This window comes from Photorhabdus khanii NC19 (genome assembly GCF_000517265.1).
GTDB lineage: Bacteria > Pseudomonadota > Gammaproteobacteria > Enterobacterales > Enterobacteriaceae > Photorhabdus > Photorhabdus khanii.
This window is the reverse complement of record NZ_AYSJ01000015.1, coordinates 1-23780: the sequence shown is the minus strand read 5'-3', so window position 1 is coordinate 23780 and position 23780 is coordinate 1. Positions and strand designations below refer to the sequence as shown.

Below are 23780 nucleotides of genomic sequence, written 5' to 3'. Positions count from 1 at the left end.
TTACAATTTATCCAGTCCAATTTGCGAATGACTTCCAGATTTTACTTGTGTAAGTTTAAAGCTTGGTGCGATACCATAACAAAAGAATTAATTCACAAATTTAACGTAAGACAACTGCATGATTAACACAGAAACTTTTGATACCCACACGCCCATGATGCAGCAATATCTCCGTCTTAAAGCACAGCATCCCGATATCCTGCTGTTTTATAGAATGGGGGATTTCTATGAACTCTTTTATGACGATGCTAAAAAAGCCGCAAAATTGCTGGATATTTCGCTGACCAAGCGAGGCCAATCGGCTGGTAACCCTATTCCAATGGCAGGCGTGCCACATCATGCAGTAGAAAACTATTTAGCTAAACTGGTTCAATTAGGTGAGTCAGTCGCTATCTGTGAGCAAGTTGGCGATCCTGCCACCAGCAAAGGCCCGGTTGAGCGTAAAGTCGTTCGCATCGTTACCCCCGGTACCGTGACAGATGAAGCTTTATTACAGGAACGGCAAGACAACCTGCTCGCAGCCATCTGGCACGATAATCAGGGATTTGGCTATGCCACGCTGGATTTAACATCCGGCCGTTTCCAAATATCCGAAACGGCAGAACAAGAAACGATGTCAGCCGAATTGCAACGTAGCCGTCCTGTTGAATTGCTCTATCCTGAAAGTTTTGAGCATATGGCTTTGATTGAAAATTATCATGGCCTGCGCCGCCGCCCTTTATGGGAATTTGAACTGGATACAGCAAAGCAGCAACTTAATCTGCAATTTGGTACCCGTGATCTGGTCGGTTTTGGTGTGGAAAAAGCAACACTCGCTCTGCGCGCCGCGGGCTGCCTGTTGCAATACGTCAAAGATACTCAGCGCACAGCGTTGCCTCACATCCGTGGCATCACGGTGGAACGTCAGCAAGATACGGTTATTATGGATGCGGCAACCCGCCGTAATCTGGAGCTGACACAAAACCTGTCTGGCGGTACTGATAATACCCTCGCTTCTGTTCTTGATCTGTGTGTTACCCCAATGGGTAGCCGAATGTTGAAGCGCTGGTTGCATGCTCCCGTCAGGGATCGCCAGATACTGGAAAACCGTCAGCAGGCCATTGCTACCTTGCAGGAAATTGGGTTGGAGTTGCAGCCATTTTTACTGCAAGTCGGTGATCTGGAACGTGTATTGGCCCGCTTGGCTCTACGCTCTGCCCGGCCACGAGACCTGGCAAGAATGCGCCATGCATTCCAGCAACTACCAGATATCCATCAGATTATGGATTCATCCGATTCGCCATATATCAAACAATTACAGCGAAATATTGGTAATTTTGATGAGTTACAGGAATTGCTTGAAAAAGCGATTGTAGAAACACCACCGGTATTGATTCGGGATGGTGGCGTAATCGCACCGGGTTATAACAGTGAACTGGATGAGTGGCGCACACTGGCTGATGGTGCCAGTAACTATCTGGAACAGCTAGAAATCCGCGAACGAGAAAAACTGGGTATTGATACTCTGAAAGTCGGCTTTAATGGTGTTCATGGCTACTATATTCAAGTCAGTCGTGGGCAGAGCCATCTGGTGCCCATTCATTATGTCCGCCGCCAGACACTGAAAAATGCTGAACGTTATATCATCCCTGAGTTAAAAGAATATGAAGATAAGGTTCTGACTTCGAAAGGCAAATCCCTAGCAATAGAGAAAGCCCTGTATGAAGAATTATTCGATCTATTACTGCCTCACTTAGCCGCATTACAAACCAGTGCCGAAGCACTGGCTGAACTTGACGTACTGGCAAATCTGGCAGAACGGGCTGAAACCCTGAATTATGTTTGCCCAACATTGAGTGATAAACCGGGAATTCAAATCACCGGTGGTCGTCATCCGGTTGTTGAGCAAGTTCTGCGTGAGCCATTTATCTCCAACCCGCTCTCTTTATCCTCGCAGCGACGTCTGCTGATTATTACCGGTCCAAATATGGGCGGTAAAAGTACCTATATGCGTCAGGCCGCACTTATTACACTTCTGGCTTATATCGGCAGCTTTGTGCCTGCTGAAAAAGCGGTAATCGGCCCTGTTGATCGCATATTTACCCGTGTGGGCGCTTCCGATGATCTGGCATCTGGCCGTTCAACCTTTATGGTGGAAATGACGGAAACTGCCAATATCCTGCACAATGCGACCGAACAAAGCCTGGTGTTGATGGATGAAATTGGCAGAGGAACATCAACTTACGATGGTCTTTCTCTGGCATGGGCATGTGCAGAAAATCTGGCAAACCGCATTAAAGCAATGACTCTGTTTGCAACTCACTATTTTGAGCTGACCACGTTGCCGGAAAAACTCGAAGGTGTAGTTAATATTCATCTGGATGCGGTAGAACATGGGGATACCATCGCCTTTATGCACAGTGTACAAGAGGGTGCAGCCAGTAAGAGTTATGGGCTGGCCGTTGCTTCCCTCGCTGGCGTTCCCCGTGAAGTGATTAAACGGGCGCGCCAGAAACTTAAAGAGCTGGAATCCCTGTCCAATAATGCAACTGCAAGTCATGTGGATACACCGCAACTTGCGTTGTTAACAGAAGAAACCTCACCGGCGGTTGAAGCATTGGAAAATCTCAATCCAGACTCTCTGACTCCCCGTCAGGCATTGGAATGGATTTATCGGCTGAAAGATATGGTGTAAAAAAGTGTTCGATAAAAACCTTTTACAACCAATATCCCGTTTTTTGCAATGTGAAACCCCGGATTTGTGGGTAGATAAAGCAAAACAACCGGAAAATTTACCTGTGCTTCTGCGCGATCACCTGTTATGTGAATTGAAAGCAGCACAGAGTGCTATGTATTTGATCCGCAAGTATGCAGTGGATCAGCAAAGTGCGGATGCACTTCTGGCATGGTTTAAACCTTATGAAGATTTTGCTTACAAGAAAATGGGCGATCTCAATTCACTAAGAGGCCAAAATCAGGCAACCAAACAGATCACCGCCAAAGCTAATTCACCATATAGCCAAGATCTGATTGATAAAATGGTATTGCTGATTAAAGAAGAATTACATCACTTCTATCAGGTGCTAGAGATCATGGATGCACGCAATATTAGCTATGAAAGTATCAGTGCCAGCCGTTATGCTAAAGGCATTCTTAGCCATATCATCAACCACGAGCCTTATACACTGGTGGATAAACTGATTATTGGTGCCTATATTGAGGCACGCTCCTGTGAGCGTTTTGCCAAACTGGCACCTCATCTTGATGAAGAATTGAGTAAATTTTATATCTCACTACTTCGCTCTGAAGCTCGCCATTACCAAGACTATCTTTCACTAGCACAATCTATTGCTAATGAAGATATTACCGAGCGGGTGAACTATTTTGGCCGTGTTGAAGCTGAATTGATTCAAAATCCAGATAGCGATTTTAAATTCCACAGTGGTATCCCTGTAACTTGAATATAACATTGATTAAAAAAGGTGAGCTTATACTCACCTTTAAACCAATGACGAAGCAATTGAGGTGATTCAAAATTAGGGGCACTAAAATTATTAATCAAGCTATTTGCAATCGATGAAGGTGAGATACATCAATATGCCGTTTTACCTGCCATAAATCGTAATCCACCTGCATTCCCATCCAAACTTGAGGTGAACTGCCAATAACGGCAGATAATTTCAGTGCCATTTCTAGCGAAACATCAGACTTGCCAACAACCAACATCATAGCCATTAGTGGTAATCCTCATAGTTCACAATGTAGACATCACCATCATACAACTCAAAGGTAATTCGCCAATTCCCTGTCACAGTAATAGACCACACACCATTCCGGTTTCCTGCAAGTGGGTGTAAGAAAAAGCCAGGGATATCTACATCTTCAATTTTTACAGCTCTATTCAACACCTCAAGACGGGTAGCAATCTTTGGAGCTTGCATGACATTAATACCGGCTGTAGAACCTGTTCTATGGCTGTAGTACTAGCGGGAGTAATGAAATTACTCCTGAAAAAGGAGTCATTATAAGCCCTTGATTAAGATTCACCATCATCCCAGACAGGGTTAGGATAATTTTACCGGGTACTGAAGAACTTGGTAATACCGAGCACTAATAACGCAAAAATATGGACAATAGTTCTTCAGAACCCAAGTAGCCAAACTATTCAACAACTAAGTACGAAACAACGCTTCAATATTCAAACCCTGGGTTTGCATAATATCTTTCAAACGCCGCAAACCTTCGACTTGGATCTGACGCACTCTTTCCCTTGTTAAACCGATCTCTTTGCCCACATCTTCCAGAGTTTCAGCCTCATACCCCAAAAGACCAAAGCGGCGCGCTAATACTTCACGTTGTTTCGAATTCAACTCAAACAACCATTTGACGATACTCTTTTTCATATCATCTTCCTGCGTTGTTCCCTCTGGCCCTGTTTCATTCTCATCAGATAAAACGTCCAATAATGCTTTATCGGAATCGCTGCTAATGGGTGTATCAACCGAAATGATACGTTCATTTAACCGCAACATGCGGCTTACATCATCAACCGATTTATCCAGTTGTTCCGCTATCTCTTCCGGGCTAGGTTCATGATCTAATTTATGGGCGAGTTCTCTTGCCGTACGCAAATAGACGTTGAGCTCCTTAACAATATGGATTGGCAACCGGATAGTACGGGTTTGATTCATAATCGCCCGTTCAATAGTTTGCCGAATCCACCATGTTGCATAGGTAGAAAACCTGAACCCGCGCTCCGGGTCAAATTTTTCAACAGCACGGATAAGACCAAGATTGCCTTCTTCAATCAGATCAAGAAGCGCTAACCCTCTGTTACTGTAACGACGGGAGATTTTGACAACCAACCGCAGGTTACTCTCAATCATTCTCTGGCGGGCCAGAACATCACCACGTAATGCCCGCCTGGCGAAAAAAACCTCTTCTTCTGCGGTCAACAAAGGAGAAAAACCAATCTCGCCGAGATAAAGCTGTGTCGCATCAAGAACCCGCTGGTTCATACCCTGCAATACATCTAAGTCATGCTCAAGATCAGTTAGGTCATCCTCACCATTCTTCAATAATTTCTCATCGAAGTCGTCAGCTTCAATACCACTTTCATCTAAATCCGCATCATCATACAACTCGTTAACTTTCAGCGTATTTTGGCTCATAAGCTGCCCCTACCCATGATAATGCAGGCAGAATTCAGCATTCTGCCCAGTTTATCGCTGCGGAAGATAACGCAGCGGGTTTACGGATTTTCCCTTGTAACGAATTTCAAAGTGTAATCTTACAGAGCTGGTACCCGTGCTACCCATAGTGGCGATTTTTTGCCCCGCCTTAATGTCCTGTTGCTCACGAACCAGCATTGTATCGTTATGAGCATAGGCACTCAGGTAGTCATCGTTATGTTTTATAATTATCAGATTTCCATATCCACGTAAGGCGCTTCCGGCGTAAACAACTCGACCACCTGCTGTTGCAAATACTGACTGACCACTGCTACCAGCAATATCAATCCCTTTGTTACCCCCTTGGGTATCAGAGAAATTTTCAATCACTTTGCCTTCTGCAGGCCACATCCAACTGCTGACAGCGCTGTTTCCACTGCTTGCGGTTGTCGTCGGTGATTTTACATACGTATTGTTTACGGTTGACGTAGTTGCCTGTGGCAACATTTTTACACTTTTCTGTTTTCCTGAATTTGCAGGATACGCATTAGTTGATTGAGAATCAACCAGCGTTGTTTGAATTTGATTATGGCTATAAGTGGTTAACATCCTGCCGCTGCCGGTCCTCAAAGTCTGTCCCACAGTCAGGCTATAAGGTTCTGAAATATTATTTTTGCTCGCAAGATCACGAAAATCACTCCCCGTGATCCAAGCAATATAAAACAGAGTATCACCGTGCCTTACGGTATAAGTGTTGCCGTTATAGCTACCTTTAGGAATACTTTCATAATCACGGTCATAAATAATTCTCCCTTGTGAATTGCTGCCGGTAGCACTCATTGACGAAGGTGAAGATGGCATTGGTGTAGATATAGCAGAGCTGTCTGAAGAGATTACCGGGCGACTGATCCCCCTGCTTTGTTCCTGATTAATACTGGTGATAGGCGCTGGGCGAGTTGGCGGATTTGTACAACCGACTAACCAGATTCCCATCAATGAACAAATTACAATCCGCTGTATTTTCTTCATTGGGCTTCCCGAATTCATACTTTCTTCCCCCATAACGGCAAATAATAAGCGTAAAAATCAATAACTCTTAAAGGTTATACATAACCATAAAAATTTCCAAACGAAAATAATTTCGCTTATTAAAGCGCATATAACCATTAATTGAAAAATAGTTGCAATAGACTACGAATTTAAGCCAGTTCCCCTTGCACAAGAGGCACAAAACGTACAGCTTCGATCACTTCACTATGAAAACCATTGCCATGACGTTTCACAGATTTAAGAATTTGTGTATGTTCACCAACGGGCAAAACCATAACACCACCATCAGCAAGCTGGAGCATCAGTTCTTGTGGGATATATGGAGGAGCCGCAGTCACGATAATCGCATCAAATAACCCACGCGATGGCCATCCTTGCCAACCATCCCCATGACGGGTTGAGACATTATGCAAATCAAGTTGTTTTAATCTGCGCTTAGCCTGCCACTGTAAACCTTTTATCCGTTCTACCGAAAAAACATGTTTGACTAAATGCGCTAATATTGCCGTCTGATAACCAGAGCCTGTACCAATTTCCAGTACCTTAGCATCAGGTGTTAACTGAAGCAGTTCAGTCATACGGGCGACAATATAAGGCTGAGAAATCGTTTGCCCATAACCAATAGGCAAAGCTGTATTTTCATACGCTTTATGTGCCAGTGCTTCATCGACAAAACGTTCTCTGGGCACAGCAGAAATGGCGGCCAGTAAACGTTCATCTTCTATTCCCTGCTGGCGTAATTGTGTCAGCAAATTTTTCATTGCCCGACTTAGCATGCTCCATCAACCTCAGCTTTAGCTAACCAGTCTCTGACTAACCCCTGCGCTTTATACGCAGTCAGATCGACCTGCAATGGCGTAATAGAGACATATCCCTGTTCTACAGCCGCAAAATCTGTTTCAGGCCCCGCATCATGTTTATCTCCCGGCGGCCCCAGCCAGTAAAGCATGTTTCCTTTCGGATCTTGCATAGAGTAGACTTCTTCCGCTGCATGACGGCTACCACAACGCGTCACCCGGAAACCTTTAATTTGCTCAAGAGGCAGATCAGGCACATTCACATTCAGAATATTACCCGCTCTCAAAGGTGTTGTTTGTAACATTTGCAGCAAACGGCATGTGATTTCTGCCGCCGTTTCATAATGCGATTGGCCATCAAGTGAAATGGCCAATGCCGGCAAACCCAGGTGGCGGCCTTCCATCGCGGCAGCAACAGTACCTGAATAAATCACATCATCCCCAAGGTTGGGTCCACGGTTAATACCAGAAACAACAATTTCCGGACGCGGAAGGACTAAGCGATTAACACCGAGATAAACACAATCTGTTGGCGTGCCATCCAGCACCGAGATATCCCCATTCGCCAGCGTATGAATTCTTAATGAACGATCAAGTGTCAGTGCATTAGATGCACCGCTCCGGTTACGATCAGGCGCAACAATCTGTACATGATAGCTTTCCCGCAATGCTGTCGCTAAAACCTGAATACCTGGTGCAGTTACACCGTCATCATTACTCAGCAATATTCGTAACATTATTTTGATCCTGATTGATGATTTCCCTGACCACACTGGTAGCAAAACTGCCGGCAGGCAACCAGAAACTGATCTTTACCGTGCTATTATCCAGCCATTCCCAACACAGATCCTGAGGCCGAACCAGAATAGCCCTACGGGTGCAATCCACTCTTTCCCGTTTGATAAGTTCCCACAATGATTCATAAGGCTGTAAATATTGCCGTTCAAAATCCGCAGATTGATGCAGTGTTCCCAATTCACCACTGCCAGGCAGTGGCGCGGTTATCTGTAGCTCTCCGTCGGTGACCCGCTGCTGCAATAAAGGCAACTCGGCTTCGTCAGCAACAAACCAACTACCACGCCCCGTTAATTGTAAGGCGTCACCATTAATGACCTGCTGCTGCTGTCCAAGAGCAATCCGCACACTCGCCACCGCATTAAACATAGCACTGCGACTGGCTGAAAGATAAAAGCTGCGTTTATTTCTCTCTTTTACCCGGATTTCATTATCCGCCCAGCGTTGCGCCTGAACCAGATTCTGTCCATCCCGCCCAAAACGCTGTTCACCAAAATAGTTAGCAACCCCACCTTGTTGAATCAGTTGTAATCTGTTTTCAACAAACTGGTGATGATTGATTTCCCGCAAGATCAGAGTAAATGAATTTCCTTTCAACGCTCCAATACGTAGTTTACGTTTCTGACGATCTGTCACCAGAACCTCACATCCTTCAAGCTGAAACGATGCAAAATCAGGATCCTGTTTACCCGGTAAGTGTAAGCAAAACCATTGTTCTGTTACTGCGTTACGGTCTTTTAAACCTGCATAACTGACCGATCTAGGCGGTATACCCGCGAAACGGGCGAGATTATCTGCAACAAATTGGGTATTACAACCCGTTTTACGGACATGCACCATCAAGTGCTCACCTTCCCCATCAGGAGAAAAACCTAAATCTTCACGGACGATAAAATCATCCGGTGAAGCTTTTAATATCCCCGTCGCTTCCGGTTGCCCATACAGCCAATTTAATTCAGCTAATGCCATCAATTATTCCTTAACCAGCAAAGCCACCGCTTCGCAAGCAATACCTTCTTTACGTCCAACAAATCCCAATTTTTCGGTCGTTGTAGCTTTAACATTGATATCATCAATGTGGCATTGCAGATCTTCCGCCAGATTGACTCTCATTTGTGGGACATGGGGCAGCATTTTTGGTGCCTGAGCAATAATCGTAATATCCAAATTACCGATCCGATAACCCTTTTCTCTGATACGACGATAAGCTTCACGCAATAACTTACGGCTATCCACACCTTTAAATGCCGGATCAGTATCCGGAAATAATTTCCCGATATCACCTAATGCCGCCGCCCCTAACAAGGCGTCAGTCGCTGCATGGAGAGCAACATCACCATCAGAGTGCGCCAATAGCCCTTGTTCATAAGGGATACGGACACCACCGATAATAATCGGCCCTTCACCACCAAATTTATGCACATCGAAACCGTGTCCGATTCTCATGATGTCTGTTCCTTCATTTTCTGGACAGATAAAATTCTGCCAATACCAAATCCTCGGGTCGCGTAACTTTTATATTGTCAGAACGCCCGTTAACCAATACCGGTTGATAGCCACAATATTCCAGTGCAGAAGCTTCGTCAGTGATATTAGCGTGTTGTGACAGTGCTTTTGATAAGCTATCCCTCAGTAACACCAGTGGAAAAAACTGCGGTGTTAGCGCATGCCAGAGATCTTGGCGCTCTACCGTATGGTCAATAACCTGACCAACACGTCCACGTTTCATCGTATCGCTGACCGGAGATGCCAGAATACCACCACATGCCCTATTTCCCTGTTCATCCGCTTCTGCCAATTGTAGCAAACGTTCAAGATCGTCACGGTGTAAACAAGGACGGGCCGCATCATGCACTAAAACCCAGCGATTATCATTCCCGGCCAAATTAGCCAGATAATTTAAACCAGCCAATACAGAATCTGCCCGCTGCTTCCCACCGATTACCGTCGTAATGCGCGGATTTGATGCAACCTCAAGAGATTGAAACAGTGTATCAGCCGGATTTAAAACAACCACAACGCGTTGAATGCGGGGATGATCAAGTAATGCAGCCAGAGTATGTTCAATAACAGTTTTTCCGGCAATAGACAGATATTGCTTTGGGCAATCCGAATTCATTCGGCTACCAATGCCCGCTGCGGGTACCAAAGCAATAATATCAGCACAGGAATGCAATAATAGATCGTTCATTTTAATTATTGAGTATTATTTGGAGTCGAGGGACGTGAATTATTTTCTTTAGATTTATCAGTGACTAAACGATAGAAAGTTTCACCTGGTTTGATCATACCCAATTCATTACGGGATCGCTCTTCAATGGCTTCCTGTCCACCAGTAAGATCGTCAATTTCCGCCGATAACTGATCGTTACGCACTTTAAGTTTGCTGTTTTTGCTCTCTTCCATAGCAACATCATTCTTAACCCGTACATAATCATGAATACCATTTTTACCAAGCCACAGTGAATACTGTAACCATCCGAGTAAAACCACTAATAGTAGCGTCAGCTTACCCATTTCCGCCCCCTGAAATATCCGTCAATCATCCCATAACTCAAAGAGCGACGCTACTATCACAAAACAGGATGGGGGAAAAATAGTTGAGAGTAAAGTTATGACATAAGCACATCACCGAAGATTCAATAATGTGCTTATGTTGATGTTATACGCCATTAACCCCTGAACGTATAATGCCGTTCTTTTTCAACTCCACCAGCAACTGCTCCACTGATACTTCAATAGGTTGTTGGCCTGAAAGATAAATTTCCGGGTTATCGGGAATCTCATAGGCTGAATCAATCCCTGTGAAATGACGGATTTCACCCGCACGGGCTTTTTTGTACAATCCCTTAGGATCACGGGATTCGCAAATTTCCAATGGTGTATCGACAAAAACTTCAATAAATTGCCCCGGTTCCAGCAATTCACGAACCTTTTGCCTTTCTGCTTTATGAGGAGAAATAAAAGCGGTCAGTACGACTAAACCCGCATCTACCATCAGATTGGCGACTTCACCCACACGGCGAATATTCTCCTGCCTGTCCTGTTCTGAAAAACCTAAATCACTGCAAAGACCATGACGCAAGTTATCACCATCAAGCAGATACGTTTTTATTCCCCGTTGAAACAGGGCTTGCTCTAAAGCCCCAGCCACCGTGGATTTACCTGAACCCGATAAGCCAGTGAACCAAATAACCAATGCGGGATGCCCATTTTCTGCTTCCCGTCGCTCTCTGGTCAGTTGATATGGATGCCAGACAACATTTTCTGACGCCAAATTTTCAATTCCTTCTGCCAATTTATTTACCTCCCAGTAAATCTCTGGCCCCCCAATGGGGGAAATGGCGGCGAATTAACCGATTCAACTCCAGTTCAAATTCGCTGAATTCTTTTGGCCCTTCATAAACATCTGTCTGAATTTCACGCACCAAACCAGCACCAACCGTGACATTAGTCAGCCGATCAATAAAGATAATGCCGCCAGTGTCACTATTTTGCTGATAACTATCGAGCATTAATAGCTCTTCAAAAGAAAACTCTACTGATCCGATGGCATTCAATGGTAAATCAACAGCCACCCGTTGTGTCAGGTTCGTAATATCCACCTGATACTGGATATTCTCAACTTTCCCACGGCTCTTTTTACCCGCCACTTTGATATCAAGATTTTGTCCTTGCACCAAAGGCTGTTCAGACATCCACACGACATCCACCAACGCATGCCGGGTAACCGTCATCTCATCATCAGCATAAATCAGGAGATCGCCCCGGCTGATATCAATTTCATCTTTCAGCACCACGGTAATTGCTTCACCAGGGACAGCAAAATCCAAATCACCATCAAAAGTCACGATCCGCTCTACTTGCGAGGTGACACCAGATGGCATGACTTTAATCCTCTGCCCTTTGCGTAAAATCCCAGATGAAAGTGTACCGCTGTAACCACGAAAATCGAGATCAGGCCGGCTGACATACTGTACCGGGAAGCGCAGTAACTGCTTCGAAGCTTCTTTCTTTACATCTGCGGTTTCGAGAATATCCAGCAATGCGGGTCCTTCATACCAGACCATATTGGTACTTCTGGTGACAATGTTATCGCCATCAAGTGCAGAGATCGGAACAAAATAAATTTTCAAATCTGTCGGCAACTGCGCGGCAAAGTTCAAATAATCTTGTTTTATCAGGTCAAAAACCTCCTGCCTGTATTCCATCAGATCCATTTTATTCACCGCAACCACCAAGTGGCGGATCCCCAGCAAGGTACTGATAAAACTGTGACGACGGGTCTGCTCCTGAACACCTTTACGGGCATCAATCAACAGAATCGAAAGATCACAGGTCGATGCACCTGTCGCCATATTGCGGGTGTATTGTTCATGTCCCGGCGTGTCGGCAATAATAAATTTGCGTTTTTCGGTGGAAAAGTAGCGATAAGCGACATCAATGGTGATGCCCTGTTCGCGCTCCGCGGCGAGACCATCCACCAGCAAAGCCAAATCCAATTTTTCACCCTGAGTACCGATTCGTTTACTGTCATTCTGCAAGGTTGAAAGCTGATCTTCGTAGATCTGACGGGTATCATGTAACAGACGGCCAATCAGGGTACTTTTGCCATCATCCACACTGCCACAAGTCAGGAAACGCAATAATCCCTTATCCTGTTGAGCACGCAGATAGGCCTCCACACCACCCTGTTGTTTAATTTGATCAGCAATAACTTCATTTTGTGCAAGTGCAGGCATGGTTGTTCTCCTTAGAAATAACCTTGACGTTTTTTCAGTTCCATAGAAGCAGATTGATCACTGTCAATCAGCCGCCCTTGCCGCTCACTGGTCGTGGATATCAGCATCTCTTCAATAATTTCCGGCAATGTTTCAGCATCAGATTTCACGGCCCCCGTCAGCGGCCAGCAACCAAGAGTGCGGAAACGAACTTTGCGTTGACTGATAACTTCGCCAGGTTTCAAATTGATCCGGTCGTCATCAACCATAATCAACGTGCCATCACGCTCTATTACCGGACGCGGTTTAGCAAAATAAAGAGGAACGATATCAATTTGTTCCAGATAGATATATTGCCAAACATCCAGTTCAGTCCAGTTGGAAAGTGGGAATACGCGAATGCTTTCACCTTTGTTAATCTGGCCGTTGTAATTGCGCCACAATTCAGGACGCTGGTTTTTAGGATCCCAACGATGTGAGCGATCACGGAATGAATAAATACGCTCTTTAGCACGTGATTTTTCTTCATCACGCCGGGCACCACCGAAAGCCGCATCAAAACCATATTTATCCAGTGCCTGTTTTAACCCTTCCGTTTTCATGATGTCGGTATGTTTGGCGCTACCATGCACAAATGGATTGATTCCCATTGCTTCCCCTTGCGGGTTGCGATACACCAATAGTTCAAAGCCGTAATTCTTCGCGGTACGATCACGAAACTCGTACATTTCGCGGAATTTCCAGCCCGTATCCACGTGCAGCAAAGGAAATGGTAAGGTTCCCGGATAGAACGCCTTGCGTGCAAGATGAAGCATGACCGAAGAATCTTTACCAATAGAGTAAAGCATCACTGGGTTTTCAAACTCTGCGGCCACTTCTCGTATAATATGGATACTTTCAGCTTCAAGTTGCTGCAAGTGTGTCAATCTTTTCTCGTCCATTACCACTCCTTATGCAAAATCGACTACTGTCGGACGGCTTATCTTGGCAATAGGTTGTTGCCCAAACCAGGCTATCTGATGGTGGAGTTGAACTACCTCCCCCACTACCAGTAACGCCGGTGACGGTGCCTGCTGTGCTAACTGTTCCAGTTCCAGCAAAGTGCCTGTCAACACTTGCTGCTCTGGACGAGTACCACAACCGATAACAGCTACGGGTGTATCTTCCGCCCGCCCATGTAAAATTAATTGATGACTTATCAAGGCGGATTTCACCGTCCCCATATAAATCGCCAGAGTCTGATTGCCTTTGGCCAAAGCCTGCCAATCCAGCTCATTACCATTTTCCCGGCAATGACCTGTAATAAAAGTGATACTCTGCGAGTGCTCCCGGTGAGTCAGCGGAATTCCCGCGTAAGCAGTCGCTCCAATAGCGGCGGTAATTCCCGGTACAACCTGAAAAGGAATCCCTGCTGATGCCGCAACCTGTAACTCCTCACCACCACGGCCAAAAATAAAGGGATCACCACCTTTAAGGCGAACCACTTTTTTCCCCTGTCTGGCAAATTTCATTATCAATTGGTTAGTTTCTTCCTGAGAAACCGAGTGATTACCCGCTCTTTTACCAACGCAAATTTTATCTGCATCCCGGCGAACCAGATCCAGCACTTCACTGCTGACCAGATGATCATAAAGCACCACATCAGCCTGCTGAATAACCTGTAATCCCTTTAACGTCAGTAATCCCGGATCACCTGGACCTGCACCGACCAGAGCCAATTCTCCCGGTGAATCAGGCTGTTCCAGCTGTTGCTCAAGTTGCTCTTCCGCCTGTTGGATCTGACCGTTTGCAACCAACATAGCGAAACGACCATTAAAAGCCTGTTCCCAAAAAGAACGACGCTGGCGCATGGAAGTTAATCGCTGTTTCACCCGCTCGCGCCACTTCCCGGCAATGTTTGCCATCATACCAAGGCTGGAAGGCAGTAATGCTTCCAGTTTCTCGCGGATTAAACGCGCTAATACCGGCGCTTTTCCTGCCGATGAAATCGCCACTAAAACAGGAGAACGATCGATAATTGATGGAAAAATAAATGAGCAATGAGATTGATCATCAACGACATTGACCAAAATACCGCGCTTATCCGCCTCGGTAAAAACCTGATGATTTAGACCGTAATCATCAGTCGCTGCAATCACCAGAAAAATGCCATCAAGATATTCAGGCTGGAACGCTCTCTTATACCATTCCAGTTCACCAGCTTGATAACGCTGTTGTAATTCAGAGCATAATTCAGGCGCTACAACCTGTAATAATGCACCTGCCCGTAGTAGTAGAGTCGCCTTACGTGCGGCCACCTCTCCACCACCGACAAGTAATACAAGCCGCCCTTTTAACTCAACAAATATCGGTAAGTAATCCACAATTGCCCTTGGTATCCAGTGAAATATTTATAAGTACTGAAACTGTTTCGAATGAATATATGAGTCGGTGGTAAAGTTATAAAATGACAAAAAGGAATTAATTGTTCTGTAATGGAATATAGGTAACCTCTCTAGAATAACTTTTCATTAGATTGCATGAGGATGAAAATGAAAGAACAAAATATAATGACAGTAGCGGGGCAACCGGCTGTTATTTATATTAATAATCACCCTCGCCCTAAAACAAAGCGAGGGCTTTATCATTAATTCCACTTAGGAAATATCCGGTTTTTTAATTTTCATGTAACCCACATTCTCGCTTCAAGCCAAAGAAACGGGTTTGTTCTTCACTCATGCCCGGTTCCCATTTTTGGGTTGTATGGATGTCACCAACAGAGAGATAACCCTGTTCCCATAATGGATGATATTCCAAGCCATGCTTTGTAAGATATTGATGCACATGTTTGTTATCCCAGTCGATAATCGGCAAGATCTTAAATACGCCACGCTGTACAGACAAAACCGGTAATTTTGATCGGCTTTCAGATTGCTGGCGGCGTAAACCAGCAAACCAACTTTGTGCTCTCAGATTTTTCAAAGCCCGATTCATCGGTTCAACTTTATTAATCTGATTGTAACGTTCTATTCCCTCTACACCTTGTTCCCACAATTTTCCATAACGAGCTTCTTGCCAGGCTGGAGAGTGTTCAGCACTGAATACTTGCAGATTCAGTTTCAGTTGCATTGTTAATTTATCTATGAATTGATAAGTTTCAGGGAACAAATAGCCGGTATCAGTAAGAATGACAGGAATATCCGGGTATTCCTGTGCCACTAAGTGAAGACATACCGCCGCCTGAATGCCAAAACTGGAAGAAAGAACAAACTCCCCCGGCAAATTCTCCAATGCCCAATTTACCCGCTGATGAGCATCCATAATTTCAAGTCGCTGATTAATTTCAACCAGTGATGCCTCCTGCTGTTCTGTCGCCACTCCAACCAATTGTGATAAGCTGAGTTGGCTCATACCGCCTCCTGCCAATCGTAAAAATCGCGGGCCGCATCCAATACCGGTTTGATAATATCGGTACGGATCAGGAAATCGCCAAAGCCTTCATTTAGTTGCCTCCCTATCGCCCAGCGCCCGATAAGTTCATCCATGATGGATAAGATCGCTTCAGAACTGATATTTTCTTTATACATTCGTGGAATACGAGTGCCGATCCGGTTTCCACCAAGATGAAGGTTATAGCGATCAAGCGCTTTACCCACCAACCCCACTTCCGCCAACATAGCTCTGCCACAACCATTCGGGCAACCCGTCACCCGCAAAACAATATGTTCATCATCAATACCGTGTTTATTCATCAGTTGTTCAACATGAGTGACAAACTCCGGCAAAAAACGTTCAGCCTCAGCCATTGCCAATGGACAAGTTGGGAAAGAGACACAAGCCATTGAGTTTTCACGCTGAACGGTGGTTTTATCATCAATCAGCCCATGTTCTCGGGCGATAGTTTCAATGCGCTGTTTTTCACTTTCAGGAATACCAGCAATAACTAAGTTTTGGTTGGCTGTCAGGCGAAAATCCCCTTTGTGGATTTTTGCAATTTCGGCAACGCCACTTTTCAGTGGCCTGCCCGGATAGTCCAAAAGGCGACCATTCTCAATAAACAGCGTCAAATGCCATTTATCATCGATTCCTTTTAGCCAGCCAATTTGATCACCACGGCCAGTAAATTCATAAGGCCGGATTGCTTCAAATTTCACGCCCGCACGTTTTTCCACTTCCTCTTTAAAAGTGTCAACGCCAACCCGCTCCAACGTATACTTGGTTTTAGCGTTTTTACGCTCGGTCCGGTTACCCCAGTCACGCTGAGTGGTCACCACAGATTCAGCAATCGCCAATGTATGCTCAAGCGGAATATAACCAAATTCACTCGCCATTCGTGGATAGGTATTTTTATCGCCGTGAGTCATCGCCAAACCACCACCCACCAGCACGTTAAAACCAATCAGTCTGCCACCTTCTGAAATGGCAACGAAGTTCAGATCGTTAGCATGTAGATCAACATCATTCTGGGGAGGGATAACAACCGTGGTTTTAAATTTACGAGGCAAATAAGTAGCACCAAGAATCGGCTCTTCATCAGTAGTTGCGACTTTTTCTTTATCCAGCCAGAGTTCAGCATAAGCTCGGGTGCGTGGCAGCAAATGTTCTGAAATTTTCTTTGCCCATTCGTAGGCTTGCTGATGCAGCTCTGATTGAATAGGATTCGAAGTACAAAGCACATTTCGGTTAACGTCATTCGCTGTCGCAAGCGAATCCAGACCAACCTGATTCAGTAATTGATGTGCAGGTTTTACATCCCCTTTCAAAATACCATGAAATTGAAATGTCTGACGGTTAGTCAACCGGATGCTGCCATACAGAGTGTTCTCTTCAGCAAACTTATCAATACCCAACCATTGCTGTGGCGTAATCACGCCACCCGGCAGACGACAGCGCAACATCATCGCATGGCGTGGCTCCAGTTTTTGCTCTGCCCGTTCAGCACGGATATCACGATCATCCTGCTGATACATGCCATGAAAACGAATCAGCAGGAAATTATCCCCTGCAAAACCGCCCGTTAAGCCATTGGTTAAATCTTCACTAATTGTACCTCGCAGGAAGTTACTCGCCTGCTTCATACGCTCACTATCAGCCAGTTTACCTTCGACAATCAAAGGACCATGTTGTTTATCACTCATTAGTACACATCCCTCTGATAACGGCGCTCAAGGCGCAGTTCACTTAAGAATTCATCTGCCTGTTCGGTATCCATGCCACCATACTCAGAAATAATATCCAGCAACGCATGTTCCACATCTTTCGCCATGCGGTTTGCATCACCACATACATACAGATGTGCCCCTTCCTTTATCCAACGCCACACTTCTTCGCCCTGCTCACGCAATTTGTCCTGAACATAAACTTTATGCTGCTGATCACGGGACCACGCCAGATCAATACGAGTCAACAGGCCATCTTTGACATAACGCTGCCACTCCACTTGATAGAGAAAATCTTCCGTAAAATGTGGATTACCAAAGAACAGCCAATTTTTCCCCTCAGCACCATCTGCATCTCTTTGCTGCATAAATGCCCGGAATGGCGCAATTCCAGTTCCCGGCCCAATCATGATGACAGGTGTTTGCGGATCAACAGGCAGACGAAAATTGTCGTTATGCTCGATAAAAATACGAATTTCACCCTCTTCCTGTAAGCGATCTGCCAAATAGCCGGATGCGCCACCGGTGCGGGCCCGGCCATCAATTTCATAACGAACAACACCGACGGTAATATGAACTTCATTTTCTACTTCAGCCTGAGAGGAAGAAATTGAATAAAGCCTTGGCGTTAAAGGCCGCAATAAATCAATAACCTGCTGAGCTTCTGGCTGAGAAGCAGCCTCTCTGACCATATCGGCAATAGGTTTATTGTGAGCGTATTGCTGTAATGCCTGTTTATCGGCAATCAGAGACAGTAATTTTTCATTTTTTGCCAGCACAGCATATTTTTCTACAATCAAGCTGGTGTTTTGGGTTAGCTCAACATGGCTGATCAGTGCTTCCCTTAATGGTAATGTCTGACCATTAACTTCAACCTGCTCGGTTCCTGCCAACCAGAGTAGATTCAACAATTCATCCACCAGAGCCGGATCATTTTTAAACCAGACCCCCAAAGCATCACCCGGTTGATAACGCAGACCTGAATCTCCCAGATCAATTTCAATATGGCGAACATCTTTATCAGAACCACGGCCCGTTATTTTCTGACGGGTTGCTAAGGCCGCTGTCAATGGTGCCTGCTTAGTATACGAAGTTGAAAAAACTTCATGTACCGATTCGCTCTGTACAGAAGTAATCGCTGTATTTGTCTGCGCAGGAATACGCTGTTTCAAGATTTCAGTTAATCGCTTACGCCACTGAGCCGCCGCCTCCTGATATTCCACATCACTATCGACACGATCCAGAAGCCGTTTAGCCCCCAATTCATTCAGACGATTATCAAAATCTTTTCCTGCCTGACAGAATTTCTCATAAGAAGTATCACCCAGACCAAAAACAGCAAACTCAGTATCACTCAGCTTCGGCGCCTTTTTAGAATAGAGATATTTATATAATGCAATCGCTTCTTCGGCGGGTTCTCCTTCACCTTGCGTGGAAGCAACAACGATGAGCATTTTCTCTTGAGCAATTTGTTTGAATTTATAATCACCGGCATTGAACAGATTAACATTGAGCTTCTCTGCCAACAGATCATCACGAAGCTGTTCAGCTAAACGACGGGCATTACCTGTTTGTGAAGCTGAGATTAATGTAATCGTCTCCTGTGCCGGAATCGCTGGAGCCACAGACTGAACCTTTGGCTGTTGATTCGTCATTCCCCAAAAATAACCAGACAGCCAAGCTAACTGATTCGGTGAAAAATCCCCAATTGCCGATTGCAAACGCGCTAGCTGTTCAGGCGAAACCGGCAGAAATGAAATTGAAGGTGGTTTTATGCTCATTATCCTGTGCTGCCCTTTACGATTACCAATGTCTGTTATCTTTAGTCAAGAAAATAAATAGGGGTAGTTAGTAAGGTTATCTCAGCGACTTGTCACTATTTAAAGAAACTATCGCAATATCAAATAACCAAAACGCCTAACCATATTTACAGATTTAATATATCTATAAAACAGTTAATAAGGGCAATGGCAAAAAAAGGAAAAAACCGGGTTTAATTCAGAGGATCAGGTAGAATAGCGGGTTTTTTGAAGTCAGGGAGAACCACTATGCGCACAACTATTTTTAAAGATTTTCAGTTTGAAGCCGCCCACCACCTGCCACATGTTCCAGAAGGTCATAAATGCGGACGCCTGCATGGGCACTCATTTATGGTTCGACTGGAAATTACCGGGGAGGTCGATCCTCATAGTGGTTGGATTATGGACTTTGCTGATCTAAAAACTGTATTTAAACCCATTTGGGAACAGCTAGATCACCACTACCTGAATGATATCCCTGGGCTGGAAAATCCAACCAGCGAGGTACTGGCAGCCTGGATTTGGGCTAAAGTTAAACCCTCAATTCCACAACTCAGTGCCGTTATGGTGAAAGAAACCTGTAACGCAGGATGTATTTTCCGCGGAAAGTGAAACAAATTACTGCACCAGGAAACCTCCAGTGCAGTAATCTCTCAGGCAATATTCAAATACTTATGTGTTTGCATAGAAAGCCGCCAATTGCGCGCAATACAAGTTTCAATACATAAACGGGTAGCGTCTTCTTTCTGGCTAATCGGTTGCAATGCAATAATACGCGATGAGTTGTCATCCAATATCGCTAATAACTCATCCAGTGCTTCAATGTCTCTTTCACGTGCAACTGGATGTTTTATTTCATTAGCTCTCTGCAAAGCTTGCTGCAATACCTGATAACCACCACGCATTTTAACTTTTGGCGAAACTGTCACCCAAGTGGCAGCAGAACATTTAACATGATACGTACCACTGGTTTCTATCTGGCATTGATAGCCAAGGCTTTCTAACTCTTCAGTCAAAGGAGTAAGATCATAAAGGCAAGGCTCACCACCAGTAATAACAACATGACGCGCGGTATATCCCTGTTGAACAAACAGTGCTGCAATTTGCTTAGGTGATGCTTCACCCCATTTATCGCTTTCACTCGTCTTCAGTAAGATTGTTTCCAATGCCCGTTGCTTTTCGGCTTCTTTTTCCCAGGTGTGTTTAGTATCACACCAGCTACAACCGATCGGACACCCTTGCAGACGAATAAAAATTGCCGGGACTCCCGTAAAAAAACCTTCTCCCTGCAATGTCTGGAATATTTCGTTAATCGGGTAAAACATAAAAATCTCTGGTTTCATTAGATAGGAATGCATTATTACAGATATCTATCCCGCGGACATCAATCTTTATGGTAAGGTACAGGGTTTGCTTCGCTCGGCTAATATGAAGCTCATCGGGGCATTGTGTGCTTAAAATATATCTAGCACTGAGAAAGTGACAGGAATAAATAATGCAGAATAATGAAACTCAGCTGAAACGGGGTCTAACCGGGCGGCACATCCGCTTTATGGCATTAGGCTCCGCAATAGGAACAGGGCTGTTCTATGGCTCCGCAGCTGCTATCCAGCAAGCTGGCCCAGCCGTATTACTCGCCTATTTAATCGGCGGGGCCGCCGTATTTATGGTGATGCGTGCATTAGGTGAAATGGCTGTTCACCACCCAGTAGCCGGTTCTTTTTCTCACTATGCCAGCCATTACCTTGGCCCTTTGGCCGGATTTCTAACCGGATGGAATTATATATTCGAAATGCTGATTGTCTGCCTGGCTGACGTTACTGCATTCGGCTTTTATATGAAACTCTGGTTCCCTCATGTAGAACAGTGGATTTGGGTGCTGAGTATTGTCTGCTTCATTGGCGCAATTAATCTTTGCCATGTGAAGATTTTTGGTGAAATGGAATTCTGGCTGTCTATTGTAAAAGTTACCGCAATTATCGCTATGATTATCGGCGGCATGGCTATCATGGTATATGGATTCGGTCAGGAAACAGACCATGTAACCGGAATTTCCAGTTTATGGGAATATGGCGGTTTTATGCCTAATGGCATTAGTGGTGTAATAGCTTCACTTGCCATTGTGATGTTTGCTTTTGGTGGTATTGAAGTCATTGGTATCACTGCCAGCGAAGCTAAAAATCCTGAAAAAACTATTCCAAAAGCAATCAATGCTGTTCCTTTCCGTATTTTGCTGTTCTACGTCTTGACCCTGTTTATTCTGATGTGTATCTATCCGTGGAATCAAATTGGTCAAGAAGGGAGCCCATTCGTACAGATTTTTTCCAGTTTAGGTATCAATTCTGCGGCTAATATTCTTAACATTGTGGTTATTACTGCCGCAGTTTCTGCGATTAACAGCGATATTTTTGGTGCTGGCCGCATGATGTATGGTATGGCCCAAGAAGGACAGGCACCTAAATTATTCACCAAACTGAGCCGTAATGGTGTACCGTGGATGACGGTGGTAGTTATGTCAGCCGTCCTGCTGATTGGCGTTGTTCTTAACTATCTGCTTCCGAATGAAATTTTCGTTATCATTGCTTCTATCGCAACATTTGCCACTGTGTGGGTATGGCTGATGATCCTGCTTTCTCAGGTAGCTATGCGCCGCAAAATGAGTAAAGAAGAAGTTAAAACATTAAAATTCCCTGTTCCTATGTGGCCAATAGCACCAATATTAACAATTATCTTTATGGTATTTGTTATTATATTACTGGGCTATTTTGAGAAAACCCGTATTGCATTAATTGTGGGAATTGCATGGGTAGCCTTATTGTCAATTACCTATTTCTTAGGCATAAAGAAAAACACTTCCCAAACCCGCCAAATTAAATAATTCATCCTTATAAATGCCAGAATAATCTGGCATTTATTTTCATCTGTTTGAGTATGATATAACTAATATTTTAATATCATTTTGTTAAGCAGTATAAATTAAATAATTTTAATCTATTTATATTATTAAATTTTCAAAATTGGAATGATGATATATATTACTTTAATAAGAGTGATTTTTTATTTTTGAAATATAAATCCATTTACACATAACAAAAAATTAATTATATTTACTTTCAATAAGTTAAATGAAAAATCAAATAATGATCTTTCATAAAAAATAGATAAACATATTTTTAAAATATTAATAAAAATTTGCAATAAGAGGATTATGATCAGAAGCATCCGTAGGCATAACAATAGCATTAGCTACATTTAACTCTCGATAAAAAATAAAATCTAAAGGTCTTCCAAATACAATTGTTCGACAATCATCAGCAAAAGATACTTCTTTAAGATGTAAATGTCCGGTAAAACGCTTAAGAGCATTTAATCGTTGCTTACTCCATGCATTAAAGTCACCAGCCATAATTACTGGGCCATTATGTAAACGAACATGAGCACCAATATTATTCAACTGACGGCTATACACATCCACACCAAAACTGAAATTTATCGCATGTACATTAATAACCATCAGCTGGCGATTATCCTGTAAAGAATAAACAGTGATGAGAGCTGATTTAGATAAGCGTAAAAGAGGCTCTTTCTCTCTCAATGGGCAACAATAGATAGGATGAGAAGTTGCTAGCGTCATTACACCAGAGGGATGTTGAGGCAATAAAAATGCAGGAACTTGATCAGCTGTCAGATAATTTGAAGTAGCAAATTCAACTAAATCAGGAGTTGTCTGCGCTTCTTGCAATAAAATTAACTGGCTTTCATTAGTAAGCTCCTTCAAAACCTTTCTCCATGAAGGGCGCTGCTGTTTATAAATATTCCATACAACAACCCTAAGCTCATTTGTATCAGTAATCAAAGGGATACCTACAGGTAATGACCGTCCAAGCTGATGAGTTGACATCGGAAAGACACGTTCAACAGGTTGCCCTGCGACATATCTTATTGCATAGGTTTTCTTTATCACGTGAAAAACCTCTTCAATGCAGAACGTAATATTAAAACCATCTGATTCTATCAAATATAATGAGGGAATTATTGATTTTAATATTTATTAAACAGAAAAAACCCTGAGATTTCTCTCAGGGTTTCTCTAGAAATTAAGTGGCGGTGCGGACGGGGCTCGAACCCGCGACCCCCGGCGTGACAGGCCGGTATTCTAACCAACTGAACTACCGCACCACCGAATTTCTTGTCCTCTATGTCGTTACCACAACATAAAATTTCAATGCCAATCAGGGCAGTTTACAAATGGCCCTTCTGCCATTCGCCCTTCGGACCGCCGCTTTTCGCGACGTTCAAAATCACCCTCTGCGATTTTGCCCTACTTTCT

General features: G+C 44.1%; 23 protein-coding genes and 1 tRNA gene. 4 read left to right on the top strand and 20 right to left on the bottom strand.

Features of this window, described 5'->3' with window-relative positions:
• Window positions 1-118 precede the first annotated feature (118 nt).
• Window positions 119-2674 carry a DNA mismatch repair protein MutS gene (gene mutS / locus PTE_RS18990; RefSeq protein ID WP_036849638.1) on the top strand — a complete coding sequence of 852 codons (2556 nt, stop codon included), beginning with the start codon at window positions 119-121 and terminating at the stop codon, window positions 2672-2674.
• A gap of 4 nt (window positions 2675-2678) precedes the next feature.
• Window positions 2679-3440 carry a tRNA isopentenyl-2-thiomethyl-A-37 hydroxylase MiaE gene (gene miaE / locus PTE_RS18985; protein WP_036849637.1) on the top strand — a complete coding sequence of 254 codons (762 nt, stop codon included), beginning with the start codon at window positions 2679-2681 and terminating at the stop codon, window positions 3438-3440.
• Between the two features lie 97 nt (window positions 3441-3537).
• Here miaE and PTE_RS24020 read toward each other — a convergent pair whose 3' ends face one another.
• The 17 genes from PTE_RS24020 to cysJ all read right to left on the bottom strand — a co-directional run bounded on the left by PTE_RS24020 (window position 3538) and on the right by cysJ (window position 19432).
• The gene (locus tag PTE_RS24020; protein WP_070974865.1) at window positions 3538-3714 is read right to left on the bottom strand and encodes a HigA family addiction module antitoxin; all 177 of its coding nucleotides are present in this window, start codon (window positions 3712-3714) and stop codon (window positions 3538-3540) included.
• Window positions 3714-3929 (bottom strand): type II toxin-antitoxin system RelE/ParE family toxin, encoded by a 216-nt coding sequence (locus PTE_RS18975; RefSeq protein ID WP_241826143.1) that lies wholly within the window; start codon window positions 3927-3929, stop codon window positions 3714-3716. The genes PTE_RS24020 and PTE_RS18975 overlap by 1 nt, the downstream gene beginning before the upstream one ends.
• Before the next feature lie 222 nt (window positions 3930-4151).
• Window positions 4152-5150 carry an RNA polymerase sigma factor RpoS gene (gene rpoS, locus PTE_RS18970; protein ID WP_036849636.1) on the bottom strand — a complete coding sequence of 333 codons (999 nt, stop codon included), beginning with the start codon at window positions 5148-5150 and terminating at the stop codon, window positions 4152-4154.
• Between the two features lie 51 nt (window positions 5151-5201).
• Window positions 5202-6179, bottom strand: a complete 978-nt coding sequence (gene nlpD, locus PTE_RS18965) for a murein hydrolase activator NlpD (RefSeq protein ID WP_245219073.1) — start codon at window positions 6177-6179, stop codon at window positions 5202-5204.
• A gap of 170 nt (window positions 6180-6349) precedes the next feature.
• Entirely contained in the window at window positions 6350-6976 is a 627-nt protein-coding gene (locus PTE_RS18960) for a protein-L-isoaspartate(D-aspartate) O-methyltransferase (RefSeq protein ID WP_021323170.1), read from the bottom strand.
• The gene (gene surE / locus PTE_RS18955) at window positions 6970-7734 is read right to left on the bottom strand and encodes a 5'/3'-nucleotidase SurE (RefSeq protein WP_036849634.1); all 765 of its coding nucleotides are present in this window, start codon (window positions 7732-7734) and stop codon (window positions 6970-6972) included. Before surE ends, PTE_RS18960 begins: the two co-directional genes overlap by 7 nt.
• Window positions 7712-8761, bottom strand: a complete 1050-nt coding sequence (gene truD, locus PTE_RS18950) for a tRNA pseudouridine(13) synthase TruD (RefSeq protein WP_036849633.1) — start codon at window positions 8759-8761, stop codon at window positions 7712-7714. The genes surE and truD overlap by 23 nt, the downstream gene beginning before the upstream one ends.
• A 3-nt stretch (window positions 8762-8764) precedes the next feature.
• Complete coding sequence (ispF, locus tag PTE_RS18945) at window positions 8765-9238, bottom strand: 2-C-methyl-D-erythritol 2,4-cyclodiphosphate synthase (protein WP_036841446.1); 474 nt, start codon at window positions 9236-9238, stop codon at window positions 8765-8767.
• A 13-nt stretch (window positions 9239-9251) separates the two neighbouring features.
• Window positions 9252-9983: a 2-C-methyl-D-erythritol 4-phosphate cytidylyltransferase gene (ispD, locus tag PTE_RS18940; RefSeq protein WP_036849632.1), complete on the bottom strand. Its 732-nt coding sequence runs from the start codon at window positions 9981-9983 to the stop codon at window positions 9252-9254.
• Between the two features lie 5 nt (window positions 9984-9988).
• A complete protein-coding gene (ftsB, locus tag PTE_RS18935; protein ID WP_036849631.1) occupies window positions 9989-10309 on the bottom strand; it encodes a cell division protein FtsB in 321 nt (106 codons plus the stop codon).
• Window positions 10310-10454: 145 nt separating this feature from the next.
• Window positions 10455-11090 carry an adenylyl-sulfate kinase gene (gene cysC / locus PTE_RS18930; RefSeq protein ID WP_036849630.1) on the bottom strand — a complete coding sequence of 212 codons (636 nt, stop codon included), beginning with the start codon at window positions 11088-11090 and terminating at the stop codon, window positions 10455-10457.
• A gap of 1 nt (window position 11091) precedes the next feature.
• Complete coding sequence (gene cysN / locus PTE_RS18925; RefSeq protein ID WP_036849629.1) at window positions 11092-12534, bottom strand: sulfate adenylyltransferase subunit CysN; 1443 nt, start codon at window positions 12532-12534, stop codon at window positions 11092-11094.
• An 11-nt stretch (window positions 12535-12545) separates the two neighbouring features.
• Entirely contained in the window at window positions 12546-13454 is a 909-nt protein-coding gene (cysD, locus tag PTE_RS18920) for a sulfate adenylyltransferase subunit CysD (RefSeq protein WP_036849628.1), read from the bottom strand.
• Between the two features lie 9 nt (window positions 13455-13463).
• A complete protein-coding gene (gene cysG / locus PTE_RS18915) occupies window positions 13464-14876 on the bottom strand; it encodes a siroheme synthase CysG (protein ID WP_036849627.1) in 1413 nt (470 codons plus the stop codon).
• Between the two features lie 292 nt (window positions 14877-15168).
• Window positions 15169-15903 (bottom strand): phosphoadenylyl-sulfate reductase, encoded by a 735-nt coding sequence (locus tag PTE_RS18910; protein ID WP_036849626.1) that lies wholly within the window; start codon window positions 15901-15903, stop codon window positions 15169-15171.
• Window positions 15900-17630: an assimilatory sulfite reductase (NADPH) hemoprotein subunit gene (gene cysI / locus PTE_RS18905; protein WP_036849625.1), complete on the bottom strand. Its 1731-nt coding sequence runs from the start codon at window positions 17628-17630 to the stop codon at window positions 15900-15902. The genes PTE_RS18910 and cysI overlap by 4 nt, the downstream gene beginning before the upstream one ends.
• Window positions 17630-19432, bottom strand: a complete 1803-nt coding sequence (cysJ, locus tag PTE_RS18900; RefSeq protein WP_036849624.1) for an NADPH-dependent assimilatory sulfite reductase flavoprotein subunit — start codon at window positions 19430-19432, stop codon at window positions 17630-17632. Before cysJ ends, cysI begins: the two co-directional genes overlap by 1 nt.
• Before the next feature lie 267 nt (window positions 19433-19699).
• Here cysJ and queD point away from each other — a divergent pair, with 267 nt between their 5' ends.
• Window positions 19700-20062, top strand: a complete 363-nt coding sequence (gene queD, locus PTE_RS18895) for a 6-carboxytetrahydropterin synthase QueD (protein ID WP_036849623.1) — start codon at window positions 19700-19702, stop codon at window positions 20060-20062.
• A gap of 41 nt (window positions 20063-20103) precedes the next feature.
• Here queD and queE read toward each other — a convergent pair whose 3' ends face one another.
• Complete coding sequence (queE, locus tag PTE_RS18890; RefSeq protein ID WP_036850163.1) at window positions 20104-20775, bottom strand: 7-carboxy-7-deazaguanine synthase QueE; 672 nt, start codon at window positions 20773-20775, stop codon at window positions 20104-20106.
• Window positions 20776-20945: 170 nt separating this feature from the next.
• On the opposite strand from queE, the gene PTE_RS18885 reads away from it, so the two are divergent.
• The gene (locus tag PTE_RS18885; protein ID WP_036849622.1) at window positions 20946-22328 is read left to right on the top strand and encodes an amino acid permease; all 1383 of its coding nucleotides are present in this window, start codon (window positions 20946-20948) and stop codon (window positions 22326-22328) included.
• 303 nt (window positions 22329-22631) lie between these two features.
• On the opposite strand, the gene PTE_RS18880 is transcribed toward PTE_RS18885, so the two are convergent.
• Window positions 22632-23414 carry an endonuclease/exonuclease/phosphatase family protein gene (locus tag PTE_RS18880; protein WP_051477460.1) on the bottom strand — a complete coding sequence of 261 codons (783 nt, stop codon included), beginning with the start codon at window positions 23412-23414 and terminating at the stop codon, window positions 22632-22634.
• 138 nt (window positions 23415-23552) lie between these two features.
• Window positions 23553-23629: transfer RNA gene (locus tag PTE_RS18875), tRNA-Asp, on the bottom strand.
• Between the last annotated feature and the right edge of the window lie 151 nt (window positions 23630-23780).

Coding starts and splice junctions, on each gene's coding strand:
- PTE_RS24020 (WP_070974865.1), bottom strand. CDS start 3,714: ATGGCTATGATGTTGGTTGTTGGCAAGTCTGATGTTTCGCTAGAAATG.
- PTE_RS18885 (WP_036849622.1), top strand. CDS start 20,946: ATGCAGAATAATGAAACTCAGCTGAAACGGGGTCTAACCGGGCGGCAC.
- cysI (WP_036849625.1), bottom strand. CDS start 17,630: ATGAGTGATAAACAACATGGTCCTTTGATTGTCGAAGGTAAACTGGCT.
- surE (WP_036849634.1), bottom strand. CDS start 7,734: ATGTTACGAATATTGCTGAGTAATGATGACGGTGTAACTGCACCAGGT.
- queD (WP_036849623.1), top strand. CDS start 19,700: ATGCGCACAACTATTTTTAAAGATTTTCAGTTTGAAGCCGCCCACCAC.
- truD (WP_036849633.1), bottom strand. CDS start 8,761: ATGGCATTAGCTGAATTAAATTGGCTGTATGGGCAACCGGAAGCGACG.
- PTE_RS18910 (WP_036849626.1), bottom strand. CDS start 15,903: ATGAGCCAACTCAGCTTATCACAATTGGTTGGAGTGGCGACAGAACAG.
- PTE_RS18960 (WP_021323170.1), bottom strand. CDS start 6,976: ATGCTAAGTCGGGCAATGAAAAATTTGCTGACACAATTACGCCAGCAG.
- nlpD (WP_245219073.1), bottom strand. CDS start 6,179: ATGAAGAAAATACAGCGGATTGTAATTTGTTCATTGATGGGAATCTGG.
- ftsB (WP_036849631.1), bottom strand. CDS start 10,309: ATGGGTAAGCTGACGCTACTATTAGTGGTTTTACTCGGATGGTTACAG.
- mutS (WP_036849638.1), top strand. CDS start 119: ATGATTAACACAGAAACTTTTGATACCCACACGCCCATGATGCAGCAA.
- rpoS (WP_036849636.1), bottom strand. CDS start 5,150: ATGAGCCAAAATACGCTGAAAGTTAACGAGTTGTATGATGATGCGGAT.
- cysN (WP_036849629.1), bottom strand. CDS start 12,534: ATGCCTGCACTTGCACAAAATGAAGTTATTGCTGATCAAATTAAACAA.
- ispD (WP_036849632.1), bottom strand. CDS start 9,983: ATGAACGATCTATTATTGCATTCCTGTGCTGATATTATTGCTTTGGTA.
- cysD (WP_036849628.1), bottom strand. CDS start 13,454: ATGGACGAGAAAAGATTGACACACTTGCAGCAACTTGAAGCTGAAAGT.
- queE (WP_036850163.1), bottom strand. CDS start 20,775: ATGTTTTACCCGATTAACGAAATATTCCAGACATTGCAGGGAGAAGGT.
- ispF (WP_036841446.1), bottom strand. CDS start 9,238: ATGAGAATCGGACACGGTTTCGATGTGCATAAATTTGGTGGTGAAGGG.
- cysJ (WP_036849624.1), bottom strand. CDS start 19,432: ATGAGCATAAAACCACCTTCAATTTCATTTCTGCCGGTTTCGCCTGAA.